We start from the raw sequence: 23,986 nt of genomic DNA on the forward strand, positions 1-23,986 counted from the left end.
CATGAACGCCCCCCTGCCGTCCGAACCGGGCATCCGCATCAGCCTCACCGATCTGATCGAGATGCGCCACCGTGTGCGCGAAGTGCAGCTGTTTTCCACACCCAGTCAGCGCAGTCCGCTGATCGGCCTGCATCACTCGAAATTCCGTGGTCGCGGGGTCGACTTCGATCAGGTGCGGGTCTATCAGGCCGGCGACGACGTGCGCACCATCGACTGGCGCGTGACCGCGCGCACGCAGGAGCCGCACACCAAGCTGTTCCATGAAGAACGCGAGCGACCGATTTTTATCATGGTCGAGCAAAGCACGCGGCTGTTTTTCGGCTCCGGGCTGATGTTCAAGTCAGTGCTCGCAGCGCAAGCGGCGGCGTTGATCGGCTGGGCCGCGCTGGGGCACAACGACCGGGTCGGCGGGCTGGTGTTCGGCGACAACGAGCATTACGAAATCAAACCGCGCCGCAGCAAGCAGAGCCTGCTGCAATTGCTCAACCGCCTGGTGAAGGTCAATCAGTCGCTGCACAGCGAACGCGAACCGGACCGCGATGCCCTCGGCGTGGCGCTGCGCCGGGCGCGTGAGGTGTTGCGCCCGGGCAGTCTGGTGATCGTGATCTGCGACGAGCGCGCGCTGTCCGACAGCGCCGAGCAGCAACTGAGCCTGCTGTCGCGGCACTGCGATCTGTTGCTGTTGCCCCTATCCGATCCACTGGATCACGCCCTGCCCGCCGCCGGGCTGCTGAGATTCGCGGAAAGAGGCGCACAACTGGAACTCGACACCCTCAACTTCGAGCTGCGCCAGACCTATCGCGCTCAGGCCGAAGCACGCATCGCCCGCTGGGAATTGCTCGCGCAAAAACTGCGGGTGTTGTTGATGCCGTTGAGCACGCAAAGCGAAATGGTCGAGCAGATGCGCGAGTTCCTCAATCCGCAGCGCCCGGGGAGCAGTCGATGAACGGCCTCGAACAACTGCAACCGCTGATTTCGCCGCCGCCGATCGACTTCTGGCCGCCAGCGCCGGGCTGGTGGCTGCTGCTGCTGTTATTACTTCCGCTGCTGGGCTTCGCCGTGTGGCGTTTGCGCCGGTTCATTCCGATCAAGAAACGCCCGATCGTGCGCGCCGAACAACCGCTCGACCCCTTGCGCATCGCCGCGCTGGCCGAACTGGCACAGATGCCCAAACCCTACGACGGCGCGCCGGCCGGGGCCTGGCTGCAGCAGCTCAACGGCCTGCTCAAACGCCTGTGCCGCAACCACTACCCCTACAGCCAGAGCCACACGCTCAATGGCCGCAAATGGCTGGCGTTTCTCGACAACCGCTGCCCGGCCGCCGGCCTGACGCGCTGGATGGTGCTGGTCGAAGGTGCTTACAAACCCGAATGCAAGCTTGACGACAAAGCCATCGCCGGCCTGACCCAAGCCGTCGACACCTGGATTCGCAAGCATGTTTGAGTTCGCCTGGCCGTGGATCTTCGTGCTGCTGCCGCTGCCGTGGCTGATGCGTCTGGTGCTGCCGGTGGCCGACAGCGGCGAGCCGGCGCTGCGCGTGAGTTTCCTCTCCGACCTCGAAGGTCTGGCACGGCGCCGGGCCCGCGCCAACCTGCCGGCGTGGCGCCAGCAAGCACCGTTCCTGCTGCTGTGGCTGTTGCTACTGAGCGCCGCCGCCCGCCCGCAATGGCTCGGCGAACCGTTGCCGATTGCCGCCAGCGGCCGCGATCTGCTGGTGGCGGTGGACGTGTCCGGCTCGATGGACTTTCCCGACATGCAGTGGCAGGACGAAGACGTCAGTCGCTTGTCGCTGGTTCAGCATCTGCTCGGCGATTTCCTTGAAAGCCGTGATGGCGACCGCGTTGGTCTGATCCTGTTCGGCAGTCAGGCCTATCTGCAGGCACCGCTGACGTTTGACCGCCATACCGTGCGCGTCTGGCTCGATGAAGCGCGCATCGGCATTGCCGGCAAGAACACCGCCATCGGCGATGCGATCGGTCTGGCGCTGAAGCGCTTGCGCATGCGTCCGGCGCAAAGCCGGGTATTGATTCTGGTCACCGACGGCGCCAACAACGGCGGCGAAATCGATCCGCTGACCGCAGCGAAACTGGCCGCCAGCGAAGGGGTGAGAATCTACCCGATCGGCATCGGCGCCGACCCCGAAGACAGTGGCAGCACCGGCCTGCTCGGGGTCAATCCGAGCCTGGACCTCGACGAGCCGGCCCTCAAAGCGATCGCCAACGCCACCGGCGGCCAATACTTCCGCGCCCGCGACGGCAAAGAGCTGCAAGCGATCCGCGACACCCTCGATCAACTCGAACCGGTGACCCAGCAACCAACCCAGGCACGCCCGGCGCAAGCCTTGTATCAGTGGCCACTGGCATTGGCCCTGCTGCTTAGCCTGTTGCTGGTCGCCCGCGAATTGTGGCCGGACAACCCGCTGCAACGCCTGTTTACCAAGGAGCTGTATCTGCAAAGTCCGCTGCCTGACTGGCGCGAGCGTCTGAAGCGCCTGCGTCCGCGGAGGCGCCGATGATCGCGCTCTGGCCGCACTGGTTCCGCCCTTGGTGGCTGCTGCTCCTGCCGCTGCTGGGCTGGCTGATCTGGCAACTCTGGCACCGGCAGAAACGCGCCGGACGCTGGCAAATGATTCTGCCGCCGGCGTTCCACGCGACGCTGCTCAGCGGTGGCAATGGCCGCGCCAGCAAGCTGCCGTGGGTCGCCCTTGGCGTGGCGTGGCTGCTGACCATCGTCGCCCTGCTCGGGCCGAGCTGGGAACGCGTCGAACAGACCAGCCAGAAACCTGCCGACCCGCTGGTCGTCGTTCTGGAGCTGACCCCGGAAATGCTCGCCACTGACTCGCCGCCAACGCGACTGGAACAGGCCCGGCGCAAGCTGTTCGACCTGTTGCAGGTACGCAGCGATGCGCAGACCGCGATCGTCGTCTACGCCGGCAGCGCGCACACGCTGGTGCCGCTGTCGGATGACCTGGCGACCAGCCACAATCTGCTCGACGCCCTCAAGCCCTCGTTGATGCCGGAAAGCGGCCATCGCGCTGATCTCGGCGTGAGCAAAGCATTGGCCTTGCTCAAGCAAGGCGCCCTCGGTCAGGGACGGATTCTGCTGATCGGCTCCTCGCTGACCGAAGAAGAACGCCAAGGCATCCGCCGCGCCCTCGGCCAGCAATCGGCGCAACTGCTGATGCTCGGTATCGGCACCGCTGAAGGCGCGCCGATCGCTCAGGAGGACGGCAGTTTCCTCAAGGACGAACAGGGCGCGATTCGCGTGCCGCAACTCGACAGCCCGGGCCTTGGCGCATTCCTCGCCAGCGTCGGCGGCGAGTACCACAGCGCGCGACTGGACGAGTCCGATTTGCGCGCCCTCGGCCTGCTCGATGGCCCGCGCAGCCTGCGCGACGATGGCCAGACCGTGCGCCTCGACACTTGGGCCGATCAGGGTTACTGGCTGTTGTTGCCGCTATTGCTGCTCGCCGCCTGCGCCGGACGGCGTGGCTGGTTGTTCTGCCTGCCCTTGCTGCTGTGCCTGCCGCAGCCGAGCTACGCTTTTGACTTCGAGGACCTGTGGCTGCGCCCCGATCAACAGGGCCTGCACTTGCTCAAGCAGAAACGCCCGGCCGAGGCTGCCGAACACTTCGAAGATCATCAGTGGCAAGGGGTAGCGTTGTACGAGGCCGGCGATTACAGTGGCGCCGCTCAGCGTTTCGCCGAAGGCAGCGATGCCCGCGCCCACTACAATCGCGGTAATGCGCTGGCGAAAAGTGGTGAGCTGGAAGCCGCCATCGATGCCTATGAGCAAGCACTGGAACTGCAACCGGACTTGCGTCCGGCGCTGACCAACAAGGCATTGGTGGAGAATCTGCTCAAGCAGAAGAACACGCCGCCACCGGCCGAACCACAGCCACAACCGGCGCAGCCGAATGTGCCCGGCGATGAACCACCGCCAGCAACCACGCCGCCACCTGCGGTGAAAAGTGACACCCCGAGCGAGGCGCAGCCCGGCGAGTCGGCCAGCGAACCGCCACCGACCACCCCGCCGCAACCGGGCCCCAACGAAGTGCCGGGCAGCGATGAAGCGGAAGAAACCGACACCGTGCCAACGCTGCGCCCGAGCGAGGACAACCTCGAAGGCGAGCAACGTCAGGCACTGGAACAATGGCTGGGCAAGATCCCCGACGACCCGGGCGAACTGCTGCGACGCAAATTCTGGTACGAACAGCAACAACATCAGGATCAGGAAAAAACTCGATGACCCGTTTCACCGCTCTCTTGCTGCCCCTGCTGCTCTGCACGGCCACCGCCCAGGCGGCCGAGCTGACGGCCAGCGTGGATCGCAGTCGCCTGAACTCCGGCGAGACGGTCGAGCTCACCCTCGAAACGGATGATGTCACGCAGTTCGGCAAACCCGACCTGGCGCCGCTGGAACCGCTGTTCGAGGTGCGCGGCACGCGTCAGGTCAACCAGTTGAATACCCTCAATGGCGACAACCGCGCCACCACGCGCTGGATCATTACCCTGCTGCCGAAAGAGAACGGCAGCGTGGTCATTCCGCCGCTGCAACTGGGTGAGGTGCAGAGCCAGCCGATCACCGTGCAAGTGGTCGAAAGCGACATCCGCGAAGAGAAAAACAACCTGGACCCGGTGTTCATCGAGGCCAGTCTCGACCAGTCCAGCGTTTACGTGCAGGCCCAGGCGATCCTGACCCTGCGCATCTACCATTCGGTGTCGCTGTACGACGACAGCAGCCTGACCCCGCTGCAGATCGCCGACGCGCGTATCGAGCAACTGGGCGACACCCGCACCTACGAGAAAGACATCAACGGCGTGCGCCATGGCGTGATCGAGATGCGCTATGCGATCTACCCGCAGCACAGCGGTTTGCTGACCATCGCCCCGCAGACCTTCAGCGCCACACTGGTCGATACCCAACCCGCTCAGGACGCGACCGCGCAGGGCCCGAAACCGGGCAAGCTGCTGCACGTCAGCTCCTCGGAGATTCCGCTGACGGTCAAACCGAAACCGCTGACCTACCCGGCCGATGCGCCGTGGTTGCCCGCACGCAGCCTGAGCCTGAGCGAAAGCTGGAACCCGGAGCCGGATCACCTTCAGGTCGGCGATTCCCTGACCCGCAGCCTGACTTTAAAAGCCGAAGGCCTGGCCAGTTCGCAGTTGCCGGCCCTGCCCGGTACCGAAGCCAATGGCCTGCGCCGCTACCCGGATCAACCGGTGCTGAGCAACCAGAGCGGCGAGCGCGGCCTGATCGGCAGCCGTGAAGAACGCGAAGCGCTGGTGCCCAGCCGCAGCGGCGCGATCGAGTTGCCGACCGTCGACGTGATCTGGTGGAACACCTTCGAAGATCATCTTGAACACACCAGCCTGCCGGCGCGCACCCTGCAAGTAGCGAACAACCCGAGCCTGCAGGTCGACACCCCGGCCGGCACACTACAAGTGAACGCCGCCGATAATGATGTGTTGTGGTGGTGGAAACTCAGCACGCTGATCCTCGCCTGCACCACCCTGCTCGGCTTCGGCCTGTGGTGGCGTGCGCGCTGGCAACCGGCGGTGCATCGCGCCGCCCAAACCGGGCCGAGCCCGCGCACTTTGCTGGACGACATCAAACGGGCGTGCCAGGCGAATGATCCGCAAGCGACGCGCCAGGCGCTGGATGCATGGGCGCGGCAGCAGCCGGAAACGCTAGCAGATATGGCGGCGCGGTTTGTGCCGTTGTCGGATGCGCTGGATGGGCTGAATGGTGCGCTGTACAGCGAGACGGGGCAGCATTGGCAAGGCGAAGATCTGTGGCGGGCAATCCGCACCATTCCGGCGGCGGAGCGGGTGCAGGATCCGGTGGGTGACAGTGGGTTGCCGCCGCTCTACCCGAAGTAGGATCGCGGTAAATATCGCTTCGGGACTGCATTTGAAAAGTCCCTTGCAAGGGCTATGCAGTTTTTCCTGACTCTTTTAAGAGCCCACCTTTATTATTTTGTTGCTGGAATTTTGCACGAAGGTAAACCCTATAGTTTGAAGGTGCTGCCTCGATGAGCGCTGCAACATTGTCTCCTCGGGCTGAAGAACAGTCGACTACGGACTCTACAAAGTAGTAACGCTGCTCCACCCCTGCACCCAGGCAGAGTTGAAAATCCTTAAAGAAAATCAAAACACTTTGGAATGAATTGGCAGACACCAATGCACTACCTAAAAGCTCATACGCTGAAATATAGTATGCGTTTCCCACAACGCTCTGCGTGCCGCCCAGATCAGACAATGCCATCTCCAAGGATTCGGCCGAGAGCAGACCCGAAGAGTTCAATAACAGCAAAAACTCTTCAAAAAGTTTATCAGCCAATCGTGCAGCCAACATCCTCTCCTCATTGCTTATCTAGAAGCTCATAAGTTCTACGCTCAAATGCTGGCAGATCGCGCCCATTGAGAGACCGAATGAACTGCTTAAAATGGTAGAGTACAAAACTCCAATATTCATCTGAATTTCATCTCACAAAAAAGGGGGCAGCTTTATCGAATAAAATAAACCTGCCCCCCTTTTCAGTAGCTTTATCTCGGAATAATTACAGGAATAATCATCGGTGTGGGCGGTGCAGGTGGATTGATCATTCCCTTGCTTTCCACCACGAGAACACCCTTTTTCTTGATCGTATCGAACAACCGTTCAGTAGCTTTGGCATCAACGTAGCCACCCTCGTCAATCGATACATTCAGCGCCAGTTGTCGCCGTTCCTCCGTTAACTGAAGCTGCTTGGTACGGAAGAATGTATGAAGCGACATTTCTTTGATGTTCGACAAATCGACGTGCACGACCTCAACATACTTCAACGCTTTCGCATCCCACCCCTGGACATAAAGCCCCTTGGCAGTCAGGGCAAAAGTACAAAATTGGTAGGTGCCCGTATTTGACCCCGGCGTGGAGATAATCAATGAGCAGCGACCGTGCTGGAGAATCGGATCGCTCATAGAAGGATCGTCTTTTACGATCTGCGAAGAAAATTGCGCACGGTCATAATAAACCGTTGCTTTGTCTACTGGCGTGGTGTTGCAGCCTGATACCAGCAGAGTGACGCCCAGCAACAACGAGATCCCGAAACAGCGCATAGTCAACCCCCTTTTAAACAAGAAAAAACCCAACAACTATCCAACAGAAAACTCACTCAACCCTGTCAAGCGTCTTCATCAGACTAGAAGCATCCTTTAACAACTCGGAATCGTTACAAAAGCCCTTTAATTCAGCCAAAGCAGCGTTTACCTGAATAGCTGCACCTGTGCTCTCTCGCCAATGGACTTCGTTCAGACCTGCAAGTGCAACAACCAACTCGCCGTCATATCTGTCACCAGCGAGAACATCATCACTCAATAAAGCCACCGCAACGGGAAGCACATATCGAGTAAACAACTCTTGTCTCAACGCGCGACAAATATCACCTACAGCCAATTCATTTATAGGGACATCACGTACCGAAACATACCATTCATCCAACGAACAACCGTCCTGCGCAGCAATGTCTAAAAAAGGCAATTCCTCCAAATCACGAAACTTCATATTCCATCCCCCTGTAATGCTGACTCAACTCGACAGCAATAAAACCCGGACAGATCACGTTTATTATCAAATCAATGGTTGAATTTCGTTATCACTTGTTCGCCTTTGCGATAGGACAGGACAAATGACTTCCATGGTTCACCGCGGCTGGCGGCGGCTGCCTGTAACTGGTCCACCAGACGAAGAATTTTCGCGCCGTTTATGTCGGTTTCGGCATTCCAGTCCTCAACTCCATCTTTTTCGACGGCCAATTCCGTTTCTATGTAGCCCTCTCCCAGTTCAACACCGTATCGGAAAGCGTCATAGCCATAGACGATACCAACTTCGACTTCCTGGAAAATTTCCTCGACGATCTTTATATCTTCAGTGATCACTTTTTACCCCCCTGGACTGGGCAAAAGGCGGAGTTTCCTCGGCGCCATCCACATCCCTCTCAAAACAAATTAGCCACATTGCGCTCATCTCAACATTCCCTGTTCCGCGCCCCCCGCCTGAAGCCACGCGAATTTGATAGCGAGCTAAAAACAACGTAGCGCCCCTAAAAAAACCACCAATGCTCACTGCGAGCATCCAGACTCAAACGACTAACTTACTTCCTTTATATAGGAAGAAAACTGTCCACCCCCTTGATCCACATGCAGCCGCCCGCACTGCTGGCATCGATAAACCGTCACAGCCCCTTGGTCTATCGTTTCGTAGAACTCGTCTTCAGACAGCCAACGATTTGATAGCGCACAGCCAATTTCATCTATCTTCTGCTCAGCGACTAAAGACAACTCAGCATCGGACGTACCCGAAGACAGGTTAATTACATGACCGCAGACACAAGCAAATTTTGGCATGACTGAAGCGTCCTTTTTCTGTTCAAGCTTTGTCTTATGGCCAATCTAGAAGCACAGCCTCATCGGAAACTGTTGGGTTTTCTAAAACTCGAAAAGCGTACCGCACTCGCCGCAAAATGATATCAATATAATGGCAAAACACCAGATAACCGCTGTCTGGCATCACCGAAATGCCCAGCCTCGACCTACCCAGACGAGCCCTCACTCCCCAATAATCTGTAAACTCCCCCCTCTTTAGCCGCCCATCATTTCCCCCGCGGCCATCACCTAATTCTGTAGCGGAGTCCACCTTGCGTCTGTTCCACACCTCCGACTGGCACCTTGGGCAAAACCTGCACGGCCAGGAGCGCGATTTCGAGCATGCGTGCTTTCTCGAATGGCTGCTGCGCCAACTGCAACTGGCGCAGCCGGATGTGCTGCTGATTGCCGGGGACATCTTTGACACGGTCAATCCGCCGGTCAAAGCCCAGGAACGCCTCTACGACTTCATCGTCAGCGCTCACGAGCAACAGCCGTTGCTGACCATCGTGATGATTGCCGGCAACCACGATTCCGGCTCGCGCATCGAGCTGCCCGCGCCGTTGATGCGCCGCTTGCGCACCCATGCACTGGGGCGGGTGTTGTGGCTGGATGACGGCCAGCTCGACGCCGAACGGCTGCTGCTGCCACTGCCGAATGCCCAAGGCGAAATCGCCGCTTGGTGCCTGGCGCTGCCATTCCTGCGTCCAGCCGAGGTGACCGGTGCGCATCTGGGCGACAACTATCTGCGCGGTATCGGTCAGGTGCATGAATGGCTGATCGAAGCGGCGAATGCCAAGCGCCAGCCGGGTCAGGCGCTGGTCGCCATCAGCCACGCGCACATGGCGGGCGGCTCGGTCTCGGAAGACTCCGAGCGCAGCCTGATCATCGGTAACGCCGAAGCGCTGCCCGCCAGCCTGTTCGGGCCGAGCATCAGTTACGTCGCCCTCGGCCATTTGCACAAGCCGCAGAAGGTCAACGGTGAAGAACGCATTCGCTACAGCGGCTCGCCGATTCCGTTGTCGTTTTCGGAGATCGGTTATCAGCACCAGATTCTCGACGTCACCCTCGATGGCGAAACCCTGGTCAGCGTCGAACCGAAACTGATCCCGCGCTCGGTCAACCTGCAACGCATCGGCCCGGCGCCGCTGGCGGAGATCCTGCTGCAACTGGCCGACCTGCCGAACATTGATCTGCTCGCCGAAACCCAGCGCCAGCCATGGCTGGAAGTGCGGGTGACCCTCGATGAGCCGCAGCCGGATCTGCGCCATCAGGTGGAAAACGCCCTGCAAGGCAAAGCCGTGCGACTGGTACGGATCGCCGCCGAGTACGCCGGCAACCGTGGCGCCGATGGCAGCGACGACGGCAGCGCGCTGGTCGAACTGGATCAACTCACTCCGCAGGAGCTGTTCAGCCGCGCCTGGCTCGACAATTACGGCAACGAGGTCGATGAGCAGACGCTCAAGGACTTCGCCGAACTGCTGCAGGACGTACAGATGGAGGTCGAGCAGCCATGAAGATTCTCGCCATTCGCTTGAAGAACCTCGCCTCGCTGGCCGGGCCGTTCGAAATCGACTTCACCGCCGAACCACTGGCCAGTGCTGGCCTGTTCGCGATCACCGGGCCGACCGGCGCCGGTAAAAGTACCTTGCTCGATGCCCTGTGCCTGGCGCTGTTTGGCGCCGTGCCGCGGCTGAACAACACTGGCCGTGACGCCAAGGTTCCGGATGCGGACGGCGAAATCGCCACCGGCGACCCGCGCACCTTGCTGCGCCGTGGTACCGGTGAAGGTTATGCAGAGGTGGATTTCGTCGGCGTCGATGGTCGCCGTTACCGTGCGCGCTGGGAAGCCAACCGTGCCCGGGAGAAGGCCGGCGGCAAGTTGCAGGCCAGCCGGCAGAGCCTGCGCGACATCGATCAGGATCAACTGCTCGCCAGCCAGAAAGGCGAATACAAAACCCAACTCGAAGCCGCGCTGGGCCTGAACTTCGAACAGTTCACCCGTGCCGTGCTGCTGGCCCAGAGTGAGTTCAGCGCATTTCTCAAGGCCGACGACAACGACCGCAGCGAACTGCTGGAAAAACTCACCGACACCGCGCTCTACACCCGCCTCGGCCGCCGCGCCTTCGACAAGACCAAAGAGGCCCGCGAAGCGCACAAGCTGCTGCAGGATCAGGCCACCGGCGTCACCCCGCTGACGCCAGAAGCGCGGGCCGAGCTGGACGAACGCTTCAACGCTGCCCAGCAGCAATTGAAGTTGCAACAAGCGCAGCTCAAGCAACTGGAACAACAGCACAGCTGGCTCAAGGATTTGCGCCAGTTGCAGGACGCGCAGCAAGCCGCCGCCGAGCAACTGCACAGTGCGCAGCAACAGTGGGAAGGTCTGGCGGGTGAACGCCTGAAACTGACGCGCCTGGAGCAACTCGCGCCGCAACGCCACCAGTTCGCGCGCAAGACTGAACTGGATGCGCAACTGACGCCGCTGGCGGCACAGATTGCCGCGCATACCCAGCAACACGGCGAGCTCAACGAGCGCCAGACGCAACTGGAACAGGCACTGGATGCGGTGAAAATCGCCCTGAGCGAAGCGCAGCAGCGGCACAGCGAAAGTGCCCCGCTGCTGCGTCAGGCCTTCGACGAGCAAAGCTCCCTTGCCCGCCTCGCCAAGGACACCGCACTCAGCGCCGAGGCCCGGCAGTCCGCCGAGCAAGCCTGCACCGAAGGCCAGAGCGCGATTCAGGCCTTGCAAACGAAACAGGCCGAAGTCGCTGAGCGCTTGCAGAAAATCGCCGCCGAGCTGGAACAAAGTGCCGATCTGGCACCGCTCAGCGATGCGTGGAATGCCTATCGCGATCGCCTGCAACAGCTGATGCTGATCGGCAATCGCCTGAACAAGGGCCAGGCCGAACTGGCGACCCTCGAACAGAACGCCGCGCACAGCGCCGACGCGTTGGCCACGCAGAAACAGCAACTGGAAGTGCTGTTCAAAGAGGCCGGCGCCGAGCCGGATGCCGTCGCCGAGCAGATCGGTATCCTCGGCAATCTGTTGCAGGACAACCGTAAACAACTGCGCGCCATCGAAGATCTGACGCGGCTCTGGGCCAGTCAGCAGGAACTGGAAAAACGCGGTGCCGAGCTGCAGCAGCGCTTGCTCGATGCGCAACAGGAACGTGAACGTCTGACCCAGGACGGGGTGAAAACCAAGGCCGAGCTGACCGTCGCCGAACAAACCCTCAACGTCACCCGTGAACTGCTCGAGCGCCAGCGTCTGGCCCGCAGCGCCAGTGTCGAAGAGTTGCGCGCGCAGTTGCAGGACGACCAGCCCTGCCCGGTCTGCGGCAGCAACGAGCATCCGTATCATCAGCCGGAAGCGCTGCTGCAAAGCCTCGGCCGTCATGATGAAAGCGAACAGGCCAACGCCCAGCAAGTGGTCGATCAGCTCAAGGAAAAGCTCATCGAACTGCGCGCCGAAGTCGGTGGCGTGATCGCTCAACAAAAGGAGCTGCTGCAACAACAGGAACAACTGGTCGCGCAGCAACAGGCACTAGCGCCGAGCCTCGACGCCCATCCGCTGTCCGCTCAGTTACTGAACCAGGACGCCGACAAACGCGACGCCTGGCTGACCCGGCAGAACGATCAGTTGAACCAGAGCATCGCTCAGGACGAACAACGCCAGAGCGCCCTGCTCACCCTGCAACAGGACGCGGCGCGTCTGACCCAGCAACTGCGCAATGCCGAAACCGCGCATCAGCAAGCGGCGCAGCACCTGAGCAACCAACAACGCGAACTGAGCAGCGACCGTCAGCGTCTCGACGAGGAACTGACCGCGTTCGCCAGTTTGCTGCCGGCCGATACGCTTGAAGCCTTGCGCGTTGAACCGGCGGCGACCTTCATGCAACTGGATCGGCAGATTGCCGAGCGTCTGGCGCAGGTCGAGCAGCAAAAGGAAGAATTGGCCGAACAGCAGCAACGCCAGCAGACGCTGGAGAAAGAACAGGATCGCCAGCTCAGCCGCGTACAGCAGTTGCAAAGCGCCGAGCAGCAATTCAGCGCACTGGCCGAGCAGCAACAGGCCTGCCAGGCGAAACTCGCGCAACTGCTGGGCGAACACAGCAGCGCCGAACACTGGCAGCAGCAACTGGAACAGGCTGTGGAGCAGGCGCGCAACGCCGAAACCGGCACGGCTGCGGAACTGCAGAACGTGCGCACGCAACGGGTGCAGATTGGCGCCGAACTCAAGGCTCAGCAAGAACGCTTGCAGGCACTGCAAAGCGAAGACGAAGAACTGACGCAGAAGATTGCCGACTGGCGCGCACGCCATCCTGAACTGGATGACGGCGGCCTCGAAGACCTGTTGCGCGTCGATGACACGCAGCTCAGTGAACTGCGCCAGCGATTGCTGCACAACGAAAAAGCCATCGAACAGGCCAAGGTGCTGCTGCAGGAACGTGATCAGCGTCTGGCCGATCATCAGGCGCAGCACAACGGCAATGTCGATGCCGAACAACTCGCCAGCGCCCTCGCCGATCTGCAAAACCAGTTCAACCTCAGCGAGCAACAGTGCGCCGAACTGCGCGCCGAACAGGCCGAAGATCAGCGCCGGCAAAACGCCAATCAGGCACTCGCGCAGCAGATCGCCGACGCCTATGCCGAGTACCAGCGCTGGGCGCGTCTGAATGCGTTGATCGGCTCGGCCACCGGCGACACCTTCCGCAAGATCGCCCAGGCCTACAACCTCGACCTGCTGGTACATCACGCCAACGTGCAGCTGCGCCAACTGGTCAAGCGCTATCGCTTGAAACGCGGTGGCAGCATGCTCGGCCTGCTGGTGATGGATACCGAGATGGGCGACGAATTGCGCTCGGTGCATTCGCTTTCCGGCGGCGAAACCTTCCTGGTGTCGCTGGCCCTTGCATTGGGGCTGGCATCGATGGCCTCGAGCACGCTGAAAATCGAATCGCTGTTCATCGACGAAGGCTTCGGCAGCCTCGATCCGGAATCGCTGCAACTGGCGATGGACGCCCTCGACGGTTTGCAGGCGCAGGGACGCAAGGTCGCAGTGATTTCCCACGTGCAGGAAATGCACGAACGGATTCCGGTGCAGATTCAGGTGCAACGCCAGGGCAACGGCTTGAGTACGCTGGAGGTGAAATGAACACGCTGTATTCGTTCCGCCGCTGCCCGTATGCGATGCGGGCGCGGATGGCCCTGCGCTATTCGGGGGTGCCGGTGGAGATTGTCGAAGTCAGCCTCAAGGCCAAACCGGCCGCGATGCTGGCGATCTCGCCCAAAGGCACGGTGCCGGTGCTGGATGCCGATGGGCAGGTGATTGATGAAAGTCTGGAGATCATGCGCTGGGCGTTGGCGCAGCATGATCCGGACGATTGGCTGCTCGGTGGTGATTCACGGATTGCCGGGGTGATCGAGGCTAACGATCAGGGGTTCAAGGTGCATTTGAACCGCTACAAGTACGCCGAACGCTATCCGGAGCAACCGATGGAAGTTTATCGGGCTGAGGGGGCGTTGTTTTTGCAGCGGCTGGATGGGTTGCTTGAAGGTCGGGATTATTTGCTGAGTGATCATCCGTGTCTCGCGGATATCGCGTTGCTGCCGTTCGTTCGGCAATTTGCGCATGTTGATCGCGAGTGGTTTGCGCAGACGCCTTATGTGCGGTTGCAGGCGTGGTTGCAAGGTTTTCTTGAGTCCGAGCTGTTCACGGCGATCATGAAGAAGTAACCCGAACTCCTGGTACCGAACTCCTCGTGGCGAGGGGATTCATCCCCGATGGGCGGCGAAGCTGCCCTGAAATCAGACACCTCGGTGTATCAGAATAATCCGGTTCGCCGGGTCTGGGGCCGCTTCGCGGCCCATCGGGGATGAATCCCCTCACCACAATGATCGGGTTGTCTAAGCCAAGGCGTTGCACATGCCCAGTGCCATGCAATCCACTTCAAACGGCCCAAGAAAATCGACCTCAGCCTTGATTGGCGGATTGCCGGCCAGCAACCCCTGCGAGTTGGCCCGTTCGATGTTGTGCGCGATGCTGTGATTGGCCTCTATGGCCCGCGCCAGCGCGCCGACCGAGCCTTGGCCGAAGCCAAGTAACGCGGCGCCATTGGTCATCAGTGCCAGCCCGGCGATGACCCAGAGTCTGTAGCCTTTCATGCGCCGCCCACTCCTGCGAGTTCAGCGCGATCAACCAGCACGTCTGCGCGGTGTTCGAACTGGATGCCGGGGTGTGCGACCTGGATCGGTGCGTCGAAGCTGTGTTGGGTTTGCGCGGCGATGCTGACAAACAGCACCAGGGCCAGGTAAAGACCGATGGCCAGGTAGGCGCCGCGCTTGGCTGAGGTGATGATTGAACTGGCCATGATGTGCTCCGTGGGCATGTTTCAGTGCCGTCAGGATCGATCAAAAAAGCCGCGGTAACCACTCAGGGTTTGCCATAGTAAACATCAGCTTGGTTGATTATTTAGCCGGTCTATTTGCGCGGTTCAAGAAACCTATCAGGCTGCGAAAACACACGCACACGTGTAGGAGCTGCCGAAGGCTGCGATCTGTTGATTTTGCTTTTTAAAAACAAGATCAAAAGATCGCAGCCTTCGGCAGCTCTTACAGGGAGTTGTTCGAAGCGGGCATTTCAGTGTTGGGCTTTGTGATCCAGTGCGGCGTAGAAGTTGGCGCTCTGTTGCAGATATTTCTGGGTGTAGCTCTGGGTGTGGGATTTTTTGCTGCTGATTTCAGCGTTGGCACTGGCTGGCAATGCAACGGTGGCGGAGATGGCGGAAGCGGCGATGATCGAGAAGAGATTGAAGTTCATGGCGGTAACCCTCGTGTTCGGTTGGCTTGCTTTGCCCGGTTGGGCCGTGAAGCAAACTTAACGCTCGAGGGTTGATCGCTTGAAATGCTTTGTAGCATTACCGGATATCAGCGCGATTAATACAACGAGACAGGCCCCGCAAACCGGGGCCTGTGGCTTATTGTCGCACTAGAAACTTGAGGTCGCTGGGGGCGTCCATCGGCAGTTTTTGCACGGTTTTGCCGAGCAGACCGGTCTTGGCATCGCGCTCGACGACGACAATTTCGTTGCTCTTCTGGTTGGCGATCAGCAGAAACTTGCCACTCGGATCAAGGCTGAACTCACGCGGGTGATCGCCTTCTACCGAACGCTTTTGCAGCTCTTTGAGCTGACCGGTCACCGGATCGATGCTGAACACCAGCAGTTGATTGGCGGTGCCACGGTTGCTGACGTAGAGGAACTTGCCATCGGCCGACGCATGCAGAGCGGCGGCGGCTTTGTCCGAGGTCGGCTGACCGGCGGCCAGATCGACCAGTTGCGTCTGGGTCAGCACGCCGTCGTGGTAGTCGAACACCGCGACCTGCGCGCTCATTTCCATGGTCAGCCAGGCATGCTTGCCGTCGGCACTGAACAGCAGATGACGCGGGCCACTGCCGGCAGGCAGGCTCACCGAAGCGGTTTTCGCCGGGGTCAGTGGCAGGTCCGGGTTGGCCTTCGGGTCGAACTGGTAGATGAAAACCTTGTCCGCCCCGAGGTCGTTGGAGAACACATAGCGACCATCCGGCGAGGACACGGTCGAGTGCACGTGGTTGGATGCCTGACGCTCCGGATTGACCCGGCTCGCCGGGTGCGCGCTCATCTGCACCACGGGTTTGAGTTTGCCATCGGCGCCGACCGGCAACACCGCGAGGGTGCCGCCCGGATCTTCGACCACCGAATAGTTGCTGACGAACAGATGGCTGGCATCGCCGCTGAGGCTCGAATGGGTCGGCTCGTTGCCCAGGCTCTGCACTTGATTGATCAAGGTCAGGGCGTGGGTCTTGGAATCGATCGAATAGCTGCTGACGCGGCCGACCGGATCTTTCTGGCCGGGGCCGTTTTCGTTGACCACGAACAGATGCTTCTGGTCCTTGGAAAAGGTCAGCCACGACGGGTTTTCGCTCTTCACCACTTGCAGCGGCTTGGCGTCGATCTGCCCGGTGGCGCTATCGAAATTCATTCGATAGATGCCCTGGCTGGTGCCGGCGGTGTAGGAGCCAACCAGCAATTGATAGTTCTCGGCGCTGGCACTGGACAGGCCCATCGCACCGACGCTGCCGGCCATCAGCAGTGGCCAGAATTTACGCATGTTCATTGATCATCTTCCTCGTCGTCGCTGCTGCTGACTACATCACCGAGGCAAACCAGACGGTGCTCGCCGGTGGTCTTGGTGTCGCTGGCATAGCCAATGATCAGCCAGCTCTGCAGATCTTCGTCAAACGTCGCCGCCGTAACCTGCGCCGGGGTGAACTCCCAATGCTTGGCCGTGCGGCCATCGATACATTCGATGTGCAGGTTGTCGTCTTCGTCGAGGGCGAATTCGAAGGCGTGCAAGCCATCGATTTCGACCATGCCGCAGTGTTCGAGGGCGTTGAGAAGGGTTGGGGCAGTCATGGCAAACAGTCTTTCTTAGGGGGGAAAGGGCCAATGATAGCTCATTGTCGTGCCCGGCCCTTGTAGGAGTGAGCCTGCTCGCGATGGCGGTGTGTCATCCAACCAAGATGTCGAATGTGAAACCGCTATCGCGAGCAGGCTCACTCCTACAGGGGATTTGCGGTGTGGGTTAGAAGGCGTCGCGCGAGGGCTTGCCGTCTACCAGCCGCTGAATGCGCAACGGATTGCCATTCTTCAGCGGTTCCGGCAGCAAGCTGTCGGGGTAGTTCTGGAAACACACCGGACGCAGGAAGCGATCGATCGCCAGCGTCCCCACCGAGGTGCCGCGCACATCCGACGTCGCCGGATACGGCCCGCCATGCACCATCGAATCACACACTTCCACACCCGTTGGATAACCATTGAGCAGGATCCGTCCGACTTTCTGTTCGAGCAGCGGTGTCAGCTCCGGAAAGCGCTCGAAGTCGGCTTGTTCGCCGATCATCGTCGCGGTCAGTTGGCCGTGGAGGCCCTGCAACGCCGCGCTCAACTCGGCCTTGTCCGCTACTTCGACGATCACCGTAGTCGGGCCGAACACTTCTTCCTGCAGCACTTCATCGCCGTTGATCAACAGGCTGACATCGGCCTTGAACAATTGCGGCTGCGCCTGATTTCCCTGCTGCGGCTGGCCCGCCAAGTGCTCGATGCCGGAATGCGCCAGCAACTTTTGCAGACCTTTGCCATAGCTGCCGAGGGTGCCGGCGTTGAGCATGGTCTGCGCCGGTTGGTCGCCAATCAGTCCGGCGACTTGCTGGACGAAGGCGCTGAACTGCGGCGAGCGGATACCGATGACCAATCCCGGATTGGTGCAAAACTGGCCGCAGCCCTGCACCACCGAAGCGGTCAGGGCGCGGGCAATGGTTTCCGAGCGCTCAGCCAAGGCTTGGGGCAGAACAATCACCGGGTTGATGCTCGACATCTCGGCGAACACCGGGATCGGTTGCGGCCGCGCCGCTGCCATGTCGCACAGTGCCCGACCGCCCTTCAGCGAACCGGTGAAACCGACCGCCTGAATCGCCGGATGCTTGACCAGCCACTCGCCGACGCCACCGCCATAGATCATGTTGAACACACCGGCCGGCATCGCGGTTTTTTCGGCGGCGCGAATCAGTGCATCGGCGACAAGTTCAGCGGTAGCCATATGACCCGAGTGTGCCTTGAACACCACCGGGCAACCGGCGGCCAGCGCCGCAGCGGTATCGCCACCGGCCGTAGAAAACGCCAGCGGAAAGTTGCTCGCACCGAACACTGCCACCGGGCCGAGGCCGATGCGGTACTGGCGCAGATCAGGGCGTGGCAACGGCTGGCGATCCGGCAACGGCAGGTCGATCCGCGCGCCATAGAAATCACCGCGCCGCAGGACTTTGGCGAACAGGCGCATCTGCCCGCTGGTGCGCCCGCGCTCGCCCTGAATCCGCCCCGCAGGCAGCGCGGTTTCGCGGCAGACCAACGCGACGAAATCATCACCCAACGCATCCAGCTCATCGGCAATCGCGTCGAGAAACTGTGCGCGGCGCTCGGCGCTGAGGCTGCGATAGGCCGGGTACGCTGCTGCGGCGGCTTTGGCGGCGGCATCGACTTCGGCTTCAGTCGCTTGAATGAAATCGTACGGCAGCTGTTCGCCGGTGGTCGCGTCGACGCTTTGCAGTTTCACATTGCCTGCTGCGCTACGCTGTCCGCCGATGTAGTTGTGGCCGAGAATCTGAGTCATGGGAGCTCCTTAAAGGGTACCGATGCTGTCCGGTTGAAAAGCCGCTGCTGCCGTGGCGATACCGTTGACCAGCGGGGCGCCGAATTCGGCCTGGCTGATTTCAAACTGGTCGCCCGGTTGGGTGCGAATGCCATCGGCGAACGACAGGGTCGCGGTGCCGAAGAAGTGAATGTGCACGTCGCCCGGACGCAGGAACTGGCGATATTTGAAGTGGTGGTATTCAAGGTTGGCGAGGCTGTGGCACATGTTGGCCTCGCCGCTGAGGAATTCGTTTTGCCACAGCACTTCGCCGTCACGCAGGATGCGACTGCTGCCGGCCAGATGTTGAGGCAATTCACCGGTGCGAAGTTCCGGGCCGTAACTGCAACTGCGCAGTTTCGAGTGGGCGAGGTACAGGTAGTTCTTGCGCTCCATGACGTGGTCGGAGAACTCGTTGCCCACCGCGAAACCGAGGCGATACGGTTTGCCGTCATGGCCGATGACGTAGAGCCCGGCCATCTCCGGTTCCTCGCCGGCATCCTCGGCAAACGGTGGCAACGGGAAGGCTTCGCCCGGACGCACGACGATGCTGCCGTCGCCCTTGTAAAACCATTCCGGCTGCACGCCCGCGTGCCCCGCCGCTGGTTTACCGCCCTCCACGCCCCATTTGAAGATGCGCATGGTGTCGGTCATTTGCGCTTCGTCGCCGGCCTGCTGGTGCATCTTGTCCCGCGCCGAGGCGCTGCCCAGATGCGTGAGGCCGGTGCCGCTGACCAGCAAGTGCGCAGGATCGGGATGGTCCAGCGGCGGCAGGATGCGCCGGTCTTTGAGCAACTGCGCATAGTCATGACTGATGCCCAGGCCGTGGGTTTGTACTCGCTGCTCCAGGGTGCCGCCGGCCTCAATCGCGGCCAACGCGAGATCGCGTACGCTGCGGGCGTCCTGCACTTCGCGGATCAGCCCGTTGTCGACCACGCCGACGCGGCGCTCGCCGTTAATCAATTCGAATTGAACCAGATGCATATGTCCTCTCCTGTAAACCAGTCTTGAATTCGGCGCCGATCCATTGTGGGAGCGGGCTTGCTCGCGAAAGCGGTGTGTCATTCAACGATGATGGTGGCTGACCCACCGCATTCGCGAGCAAGCCCGCTCCCACATGGGTTCCATGTTGTTCTGCAGATTCAGGTTCGGGTGGCACCGCGTGCGCTGGCGGCGAACTGCTCGACCGGCAGCACATGCTTGCGCTCAAGCACCCGGTAAACGATTGCAGTAAGAATCAAACCAAACACCATCACCCCACTGAGGAAATACAGCCCCGAAGCCAGGTTCCCGGTGTATTCCTTCAGCGCGCCGATCACGAACGGGCCGATGTAGCCACCGAGGTTGCCCACCGAGTTGATCAGCGCGATCCCCGCCGCCGCACTCGCACCGGCAAAGAACCGCCCGGGCAAGGTCCAGAACACCGCGGTGCAGGAAAACAGCGCGAACGCCACCAGGCACAGCGCCGCCAGTTGCGCCACCGGCAGGGTCAGCCACGCGCTGAAGAACAGGCCCAGCGCGCCCAGTACATAGAGCACCGCCAGATGGCCGTAGCGATCATTCATGCGGTCGGAGCTGCGCGGCACGATCAGCAGACCGACGATGCCAAAGATGTACGGCACCGCCGAGACAAAACCGGTCACCAGATCGCTGCCACCGAACTGTTTGATCAGCGTCGGTAGCCACAGGCCGAGGCCATAAATACTCAGGGTCACCGGCAGGTAGAACAGCGCCAGCAGCAATACGCGTTTGTCCTTGAGTGCATGCAGCGGGTTGCCGTGACGGGTCTGGCCGTATTCCTGCAAATCCTTTTTCAGTTCGCCGGTCAGCCAGTCTTTCTCGGCCTGATCCATCCACTTCACGTTTTGCGGGCCATCGGGCAGCCAGCGCAATACTGGCCAGGTCAACAGAATTGCCGGGGTGCCGATGACGATGAACAGCCACTGCCAGCCGTGCAGGCCGAGGATGCCGTCCATGCCCAACAAGCCGCCGGACACCGGGCCGGTGATCATCATCGCGATCGGTTGAGAGAGGATGAACAGGCCAAGGATCTTGCCGCGATGGCGCACCGGGAACCATTGGGTGATGTAGTAGAGAACGCCGGGGAAGAACCCCGCCTCCGCCGCGCCGAGCAGAAAGCGCATGACGTAGAAACTGTGCGGGCCCTGGACGAACGCCATGCCGATGGTGATCGCGCCCCAGGTGATCATGATCCGCGCGAACCAGCGCCGCGCACCGAAGCGCTCGAGCATCAGGTTGCTGGGAATTTCGAGAAGAAAGTAGCCGATGAAAAACAGCCCGGCACCGAGACCGTAGGCCGCATCACCGATGCCGATGTCGGCGCCCATGTGCAGCTTGGCGAAGCCGACGGCGGAGCGATCCACATAGGCAATCAGGTACAGCAGGATCAGGAAGGGAATCAGTTTCAGCGTGATGCGGCGGATCAGCCGCAGTTCCTGGCTCATGGGATCGGTCTCCGATTGTTGTTTTTATAGAACCTCGGGGGACGCCTCTCGTGGAAAACCGCCAGGGCCGATCCCTCCGTCGAAAACGACTATATAGTAATACTAATTACCCAACAACACTTCCAAAGCGGCGATTTTACGCTTATGTTTAGCCGTGACTCGCAAACAATAGTCTTACAATAAGAGAATCGATCATGTCTGAGAAGAAACCCACCCTGCGCTCGGCCCAATGGTTTGGCACTGCCGACAAGAACGGTTTCATGTACCGCAGCTGGATGAAGAATCAGGGCATCGCCGACCACCAGTTTCATGGCAAGCCGATCATCGGCATCTGCAACACCTGGTCGGAACTGACCCCGTGCAACGCGCATTTCCGCCAGATTGCGGAGCACGTCAAACGCGGGGTGATCGAGGCCGGTGGCTTTCCGGTGGAATTCCCGGTGTTCTCCAATGGCGAGTCAAACCTGCGCCCGACCGCCATGCTCACCCGCAACCTGGCGAGCATGGACGTCGAAGAAGCGATTCGCGGCAACCCGATTGACGGCGTGGTGCTGTTGACCGGCTGCGACAAAACCACCCCGGCGCTGCTGATGGGCGCGGCCAGTTGCGATGTGCCGGCGATCGTCGTCACCGGCGGGCCGATGCTCAACGGCAAGCACAAGGGCAAGGACATCGGCTCCGGCACGGTGGTCTGGCAGCTCAGCGAGCAGGTCAAGGCCGGCACCATCACCATCGACGATTTCCTCGCGGCCGAGGGCGGCATGTCACGCTCAGCGGGCACCTGCAACACCATGGGCACCGCGTCGACCATGGCCTGCATGGCCGAAGCACTGGGCACGTCCCTGCCGCACAACGCGGCGATTCCGGCGGTGGATGCGCGACGTTACGTGTTGGCGCACATGTCCGGCATGCGCGCGGTGGAGATGGTGCGCGAAGACTTGCGCCTGTCGAAAATCCTGACCAAGGAAGCCTTTGAAAACGCCATTCGGGTCAACGCGGCTATTGGCGGTTCGACCAACGCAGTGATTCACCTGAAAGCCATCGCCGGGCGTATCGGCGTCGAGCTGGATCTGGACGACTGGACCCGCATCGGGCGCGGCATGCCGACCATCGTCGATCTGCAACCGTCCGGGCGTTTCCTGATGGAAGAGTTTTATTACGCCGGAGGCTTGCCGGCGGTGCTGCGGCGTCTCGGCGAGGCCAATCTGATCCCCAATCCCGATGCGCTGACCGTCAACGGTAAATCGCTGGGCGAGAACACCAAGGATGCGCCGATCTACGGCGAGGACGAAGTGATCCGCACCCTCGACAATCCGATCCGCGCTGACGGCGGTATCTGCGTGCTGCGCGGCAACCTGGCGCCGCTCGGTGCGGTGCTCAAGCCGTCCGCCGCCACGCCTGAGCTGATGCAGCATCGCGGTCGCGCGGTAGTGTTCGAGAACTTCGACATGTACAAGGCGCGAATCAATGATCCGGAACTGGATGTCGATAAAGATTCGATTCTGGTGATGAAAAACTGCGGGCCGAAGGGTTATCCGGGCATGGCCGAGGTCGGCAACATGGGCTTGCCGGCCAAGCTGCTGGCTCAGGGCGTGACCGATATGGTGCGCATTTCTGATGCGCGAATGAGCGGCACCGCGTATGGCACGGTGGTGTTGCATGTCGCCCCGGAAGCGGCGGCCGGCGGGCCGTTGGCGGTGGTGCAGGAAGGCGACTGGATCGAGCTGGATTGCGCCAGCGGGCGGTTGCATCTGGATATTCCGGATGCCGAACTGGCGGCGCGCATGGCGGATCTGCAGCCACCGCAGCAGTTGTTGGCGGGTGGCTATCGTCAGCTGTACATCGATCATGTGCTGCAGGCGGATCAGGGCTGTGACTTCGACTTCCTGGTGGGTTGCCGAGGGGCGGAAGTCCCGCGCCATTCTCACTAACCCCGCAGATCTACTGTAGGAGTGAGCCTGCTCGCGATAAAGGTCCGCCAGTTGTTACACATGCTGACTGACACACCGCCATCGCGAGCAGGCTCACTCCTACATTTGCTATGCATCGGCCTCAAGATCGCCGCACGCCTGCTATGATGCGCGGCATCTCCATCGCTCAGGATCGCGCCGTTCCCCATGGATTACCGCAAACCTTCCGACCGTAAAAGCATGCACTCGCGCATTGTCCAGGAACTGGGCATGCAGATCGTCTCCGGACGTTTTTTGCCCGACGACAAACTGCCCGCCGAAGCGCTGTTGTGCGAGGAATACGCGGTGAGCCGGCCGGTGTTGCGCGAAGCCACGCGGGTGCTGGTGGCCAAGGGGCTGGTGTATTCAAAACCGCGCGTCGGCACGGTGGTCAAGGCCCGTCGCGAATGGCACATGCTCGACCCGGACGTGCTGCACTGGCTGATGCAAAGCAGTCCGCAGAATGAATTCTTCAATGTGCTGACCAGTGTGCGCAGCATCATCGAACCGGCCGCCGCCGCCCTCGCCGCCCAGCATGCGACCGAGGCCGACATCGCCGCCATCGGCGAGGCCTATCAACGCATGGAATCAGCGCCGACGCCGGAAGCCTTGCTGCAACCGGACCTGGACTTCCACAGCCGCATCGCTGACGCGACCCACAACGATCTGCTGGCGAACCTTTGCAACATGCTTTCGGTGGCGATTGCCGAGGCGTTGAAGCATTCGAATCAACGGCCGAATCTGCATGAACTGGCGTTGCCTCGGCACAAGGCGATTCTTACCGCGATCGAGAACCGTGATGCCCTTGGCGCCCGCCACGCGACGCTGGTTCAACTGGATGATGCGCGCAGTGCGCTTAGCGTCGTGCTAGGCACCGAGCTCTCCTGACACACCACAAATCCCCTGTGGGAGCGGGCTTGCTCGCGAATGCGGTGTGTCAGTCG

The 23,986-nt window shown here is 60.8% G+C and carries 23 protein-coding genes; 10 read left to right on the plus strand and 13 right to left on the minus strand.

The genetic code is table 11. The features are described from left to right. Position 1 precedes the first annotated feature (1 nt). The 5 genes from AC3WMV_RS15860 to AC3WMV_RS15880 are packed head-to-tail and all read left to right on the plus strand — an operon-like array spanning position 2 to position 5,882. Positions 2–946 carry a DUF58 domain-containing protein gene (locus tag AC3WMV_RS15860; protein ID WP_027613096.1) on the plus strand — a complete coding sequence of 315 codons (945 nt, stop codon included), beginning with the start codon at positions 2–4 and terminating at the stop codon, positions 944–946. Then, on the plus strand, positions 943–1,443 hold the full coding sequence (locus AC3WMV_RS15865) for a DUF4381 domain-containing protein (protein ID WP_103369419.1): 501 nt from the start codon (positions 943–945) through the stop codon (positions 1,441–1,443). Before AC3WMV_RS15860 ends, AC3WMV_RS15865 begins: the two co-directional genes overlap by 4 nt. Further along, entirely contained in the window at positions 1,436–2,515 is a 1,080-nt protein-coding gene (locus tag AC3WMV_RS15870; RefSeq protein WP_103369416.1) for a vWA domain-containing protein, read from the plus strand. Before AC3WMV_RS15865 ends, AC3WMV_RS15870 begins: the two co-directional genes overlap by 8 nt. Further along, the gene (locus AC3WMV_RS15875; RefSeq protein WP_103369415.1) at positions 2,512–4,248 is read left to right on the plus strand and encodes a tetratricopeptide repeat protein; all 1,737 of its coding nucleotides are present in this window, start codon (positions 2,512–2,514) and stop codon (positions 4,246–4,248) included. The genes AC3WMV_RS15870 and AC3WMV_RS15875 overlap by 4 nt, the downstream gene beginning before the upstream one ends. Next, a complete protein-coding gene (locus tag AC3WMV_RS15880; protein ID WP_103369413.1) occupies positions 4,245–5,882 on the plus strand; it encodes a BatD family protein in 1,638 nt (545 codons plus the stop codon). The genes AC3WMV_RS15875 and AC3WMV_RS15880 overlap by 4 nt, the downstream gene beginning before the upstream one ends. A gap of 52 nt (positions 5,883–5,934) precedes the next feature. Here the strand turns inward: AC3WMV_RS15880 and AC3WMV_RS15885 are convergent, their stop codons facing one another. The 5 genes from AC3WMV_RS15885 to AC3WMV_RS15905 all read right to left on the minus strand — a co-directional run bounded on the left by AC3WMV_RS15885 (position 5,935) and on the right by AC3WMV_RS15905 (position 8,390). Then, complete coding sequence (locus AC3WMV_RS15885; RefSeq protein WP_103369412.1) at positions 5,935–6,357, minus strand: hypothetical protein; 423 nt, start codon at positions 6,355–6,357, stop codon at positions 5,935–5,937. A gap of 191 nt (positions 6,358–6,548) precedes the next feature. Beyond that, positions 6,549–7,079, minus strand: coding sequence for a hypothetical protein (locus tag AC3WMV_RS15890; protein ID WP_256584964.1), 531 nt, complete (start codon positions 7,077–7,079; stop codon positions 6,549–6,551). Between the two features lie 76 nt (positions 7,080–7,155). Beyond that, complete coding sequence (locus tag AC3WMV_RS15895; RefSeq protein WP_103369409.1) at positions 7,156–7,548, minus strand: contact-dependent growth inhibition system immunity protein; 393 nt, start codon at positions 7,546–7,548, stop codon at positions 7,156–7,158. 71 nt (positions 7,549–7,619) lie between these two features. Continuing rightward, on the minus strand, positions 7,620–7,922 hold the full coding sequence (locus AC3WMV_RS15900; protein ID WP_103369407.1) for a hypothetical protein: 303 nt from the start codon (positions 7,920–7,922) through the stop codon (positions 7,620–7,622). A 210-nt stretch (positions 7,923–8,132) separates the two neighbouring features. Continuing rightward, positions 8,133–8,390, minus strand: coding sequence for a DUF8617 domain-containing protein (locus AC3WMV_RS15905; RefSeq protein ID WP_492561395.1), 258 nt, complete (start codon positions 8,388–8,390; stop codon positions 8,133–8,135). A gap of 290 nt (positions 8,391–8,680) precedes the next feature. On the opposite strand from AC3WMV_RS15905, the gene AC3WMV_RS15910 reads away from it, so the two are divergent. Genes AC3WMV_RS15910 through AC3WMV_RS15920 form a run of 3 tightly spaced genes read left to right on the plus strand, consistent with a single transcriptional unit; the run spans position 8,681 to position 14,144 of the window. After that, positions 8,681–9,925, plus strand: a complete 1,245-nt coding sequence (locus tag AC3WMV_RS15910; RefSeq protein ID WP_103369405.1) for an exonuclease SbcCD subunit D C-terminal domain-containing protein — start codon at positions 8,681–8,683, stop codon at positions 9,923–9,925. Next, on the plus strand, positions 9,922–13,563 hold the full coding sequence (locus AC3WMV_RS15915; RefSeq protein ID WP_103369403.1) for an AAA family ATPase: 3,642 nt from the start codon (positions 9,922–9,924) through the stop codon (positions 13,561–13,563). The genes AC3WMV_RS15910 and AC3WMV_RS15915 overlap by 4 nt, the downstream gene beginning before the upstream one ends. Then, complete coding sequence (locus AC3WMV_RS15920) at positions 13,560–14,144, plus strand: glutathione S-transferase (RefSeq protein WP_103369402.1); 585 nt, start codon at positions 13,560–13,562, stop codon at positions 14,142–14,144. The genes AC3WMV_RS15915 and AC3WMV_RS15920 overlap by 4 nt, the downstream gene beginning before the upstream one ends. 171 nt (positions 14,145–14,315) lie before the next feature. On the opposite strand, the gene AC3WMV_RS15925 is transcribed toward AC3WMV_RS15920, so the two are convergent. The 8 genes from AC3WMV_RS15925 to AC3WMV_RS15960 form a co-directional block, all read right to left on the minus strand. After that, the gene (locus AC3WMV_RS15925) at positions 14,316–14,573 is read right to left on the minus strand and encodes a hypothetical protein (RefSeq protein WP_047598405.1); all 258 of its coding nucleotides are present in this window, start codon (positions 14,571–14,573) and stop codon (positions 14,316–14,318) included. Continuing rightward, a complete protein-coding gene (locus tag AC3WMV_RS15930; RefSeq protein WP_027613086.1) occupies positions 14,570–14,779 on the minus strand; it encodes a hypothetical protein in 210 nt (69 codons plus the stop codon). The genes AC3WMV_RS15925 and AC3WMV_RS15930 overlap by 4 nt, the downstream gene beginning before the upstream one ends. A gap of 269 nt (positions 14,780–15,048) precedes the next feature. Continuing rightward, entirely contained in the window at positions 15,049–15,228 is a 180-nt protein-coding gene (locus AC3WMV_RS15935; RefSeq protein WP_097087152.1) for a hypothetical protein, read from the minus strand. Positions 15,229–15,385: 157 nt separating this feature from the next. Continuing rightward, complete coding sequence (locus AC3WMV_RS15940; protein WP_103369400.1) at positions 15,386–16,561, minus strand: lactonase family protein; 1,176 nt, start codon at positions 16,559–16,561, stop codon at positions 15,386–15,388. After that, a complete protein-coding gene (locus AC3WMV_RS15945; protein ID WP_103369399.1) occupies positions 16,558–16,860 on the minus strand; it encodes a DUF5629 family protein in 303 nt (100 codons plus the stop codon). Before AC3WMV_RS15945 ends, AC3WMV_RS15940 begins: the two co-directional genes overlap by 4 nt. A gap of 169 nt (positions 16,861–17,029) precedes the next feature. After that, positions 17,030–18,610, minus strand: a complete 1,581-nt coding sequence (locus tag AC3WMV_RS15950; RefSeq protein WP_103369397.1) for an aldehyde dehydrogenase (NADP(+)) — start codon at positions 18,608–18,610, stop codon at positions 17,030–17,032. 9 nt (positions 18,611–18,619) lie between these two features. Further along, the gene (araD1, locus tag AC3WMV_RS15955) at positions 18,620–19,612 is read right to left on the minus strand and encodes an AraD1 family protein (RefSeq protein WP_103369395.1); all 993 of its coding nucleotides are present in this window, start codon (positions 19,610–19,612) and stop codon (positions 18,620–18,622) included. A gap of 158 nt (positions 19,613–19,770) precedes the next feature. Continuing rightward, on the minus strand, positions 19,771–21,093 hold the full coding sequence (locus AC3WMV_RS15960; protein WP_103369394.1) for an MFS transporter: 1,323 nt from the start codon (positions 21,091–21,093) through the stop codon (positions 19,771–19,773). 194 nt (positions 21,094–21,287) lie between these two features. On the opposite strand from AC3WMV_RS15960, the gene AC3WMV_RS15965 reads away from it, so the two are divergent. Both AC3WMV_RS15965 and AC3WMV_RS15970 read left to right on the plus strand, forming a co-directional pair. Beyond that, positions 21,288–23,024, plus strand: coding sequence for an IlvD/Edd family dehydratase (locus tag AC3WMV_RS15965; protein WP_103369392.1), 1,737 nt, complete (start codon positions 21,288–21,290; stop codon positions 23,022–23,024). 186 nt (positions 23,025–23,210) lie between these two features. After that, the gene (locus tag AC3WMV_RS15970) at positions 23,211–23,930 is read left to right on the plus strand and encodes a FadR/GntR family transcriptional regulator (RefSeq protein ID WP_027613080.1); all 720 of its coding nucleotides are present in this window, start codon (positions 23,211–23,213) and stop codon (positions 23,928–23,930) included. The last annotated feature ends 56 nt before the right edge of the window (positions 23,931–23,986 follow it).

It is taken from the genome of Pseudomonas sp. FW305-3-2-15-E-TSA4, assembly GCF_058787295.1.

Bases quoted from the DNA above. Each gene is read 5' to 3' on its own strand.
- AC3WMV_RS15860 (WP_027613096.1), top strand. From the start codon at position 2: ATGAACGCCCCCCTGCCGTCCGAACCGGGCATCCGCATCAGCCTCACC.
- AC3WMV_RS15865 (WP_103369419.1), top strand. From the start codon at position 943: ATGAACGGCCTCGAACAACTGCAACCGCTGATTTCGCCGCCGCCGATC.
- AC3WMV_RS15870 (WP_103369416.1), top strand. From the start codon at position 1,436: ATGTTTGAGTTCGCCTGGCCGTGGATCTTCGTGCTGCTGCCGCTGCCG.
- AC3WMV_RS15875 (WP_103369415.1), top strand. From the start codon at position 2,512: ATGATCGCGCTCTGGCCGCACTGGTTCCGCCCTTGGTGGCTGCTGCTC.
- AC3WMV_RS15880 (WP_103369413.1), top strand. From the start codon at position 4,245: ATGACCCGTTTCACCGCTCTCTTGCTGCCCCTGCTGCTCTGCACGGCC.
- AC3WMV_RS15885 (WP_103369412.1), bottom strand. From the start codon at position 6,357: ATGTTGGCTGCACGATTGGCTGATAAACTTTTTGAAGAGTTTTTGCTG.
- AC3WMV_RS15895 (WP_103369409.1), bottom strand. From the start codon at position 7,548: ATGAAGTTTCGTGATTTGGAGGAATTGCCTTTTTTAGACATTGCTGCG.
- AC3WMV_RS15905 (WP_492561395.1), bottom strand. From the start codon at position 8,390: ATGCCAAAATTTGCTTGTGTCTGCGGTCATGTAATTAACCTGTCTTCG.
- AC3WMV_RS15915 (WP_103369403.1), top strand. From the start codon at position 9,922: ATGAAGATTCTCGCCATTCGCTTGAAGAACCTCGCCTCGCTGGCCGGG.
- AC3WMV_RS15920 (WP_103369402.1), top strand. From the start codon at position 13,560: ATGAACACGCTGTATTCGTTCCGCCGCTGCCCGTATGCGATGCGGGCG.
- AC3WMV_RS15925 (WP_047598405.1), bottom strand. From the start codon at position 14,573: ATGAAAGGCTACAGACTCTGGGTCATCGCCGGGCTGGCACTGATGACC.
- AC3WMV_RS15930 (WP_027613086.1), bottom strand. From the start codon at position 14,779: ATGGCCAGTTCAATCATCACCTCAGCCAAGCGCGGCGCCTACCTGGCC.
- AC3WMV_RS15935 (WP_097087152.1), bottom strand. From the start codon at position 15,228: ATGAACTTCAATCTCTTCTCGATCATCGCCGCTTCCGCCATCTCCGCC.
- AC3WMV_RS15940 (WP_103369400.1), bottom strand. From the start codon at position 16,561: ATGAACATGCGTAAATTCTGGCCACTGCTGATGGCCGGCAGCGTCGGT.
- AC3WMV_RS15945 (WP_103369399.1), bottom strand. From the start codon at position 16,860: ATGACTGCCCCAACCCTTCTCAACGCCCTCGAACACTGCGGCATGGTC.
- AC3WMV_RS15950 (WP_103369397.1), bottom strand. From the start codon at position 18,610: ATGACTCAGATTCTCGGCCACAACTACATCGGCGGACAGCGTAGCGCA.
- araD1 (WP_103369395.1), bottom strand. From the start codon at position 19,612: ATGCATCTGGTTCAATTCGAATTGATTAACGGCGAGCGCCGCGTCGGC.
- AC3WMV_RS15960 (WP_103369394.1), bottom strand. From the start codon at position 21,093: ATGAGCCAGGAACTGCGGCTGATCCGCCGCATCACGCTGAAACTGATT.
- AC3WMV_RS15965 (WP_103369392.1), top strand. From the start codon at position 21,288: ATGTCTGAGAAGAAACCCACCCTGCGCTCGGCCCAATGGTTTGGCACT.
- AC3WMV_RS15970 (WP_027613080.1), top strand. From the start codon at position 23,211: ATGGATTACCGCAAACCTTCCGACCGTAAAAGCATGCACTCGCGCATT.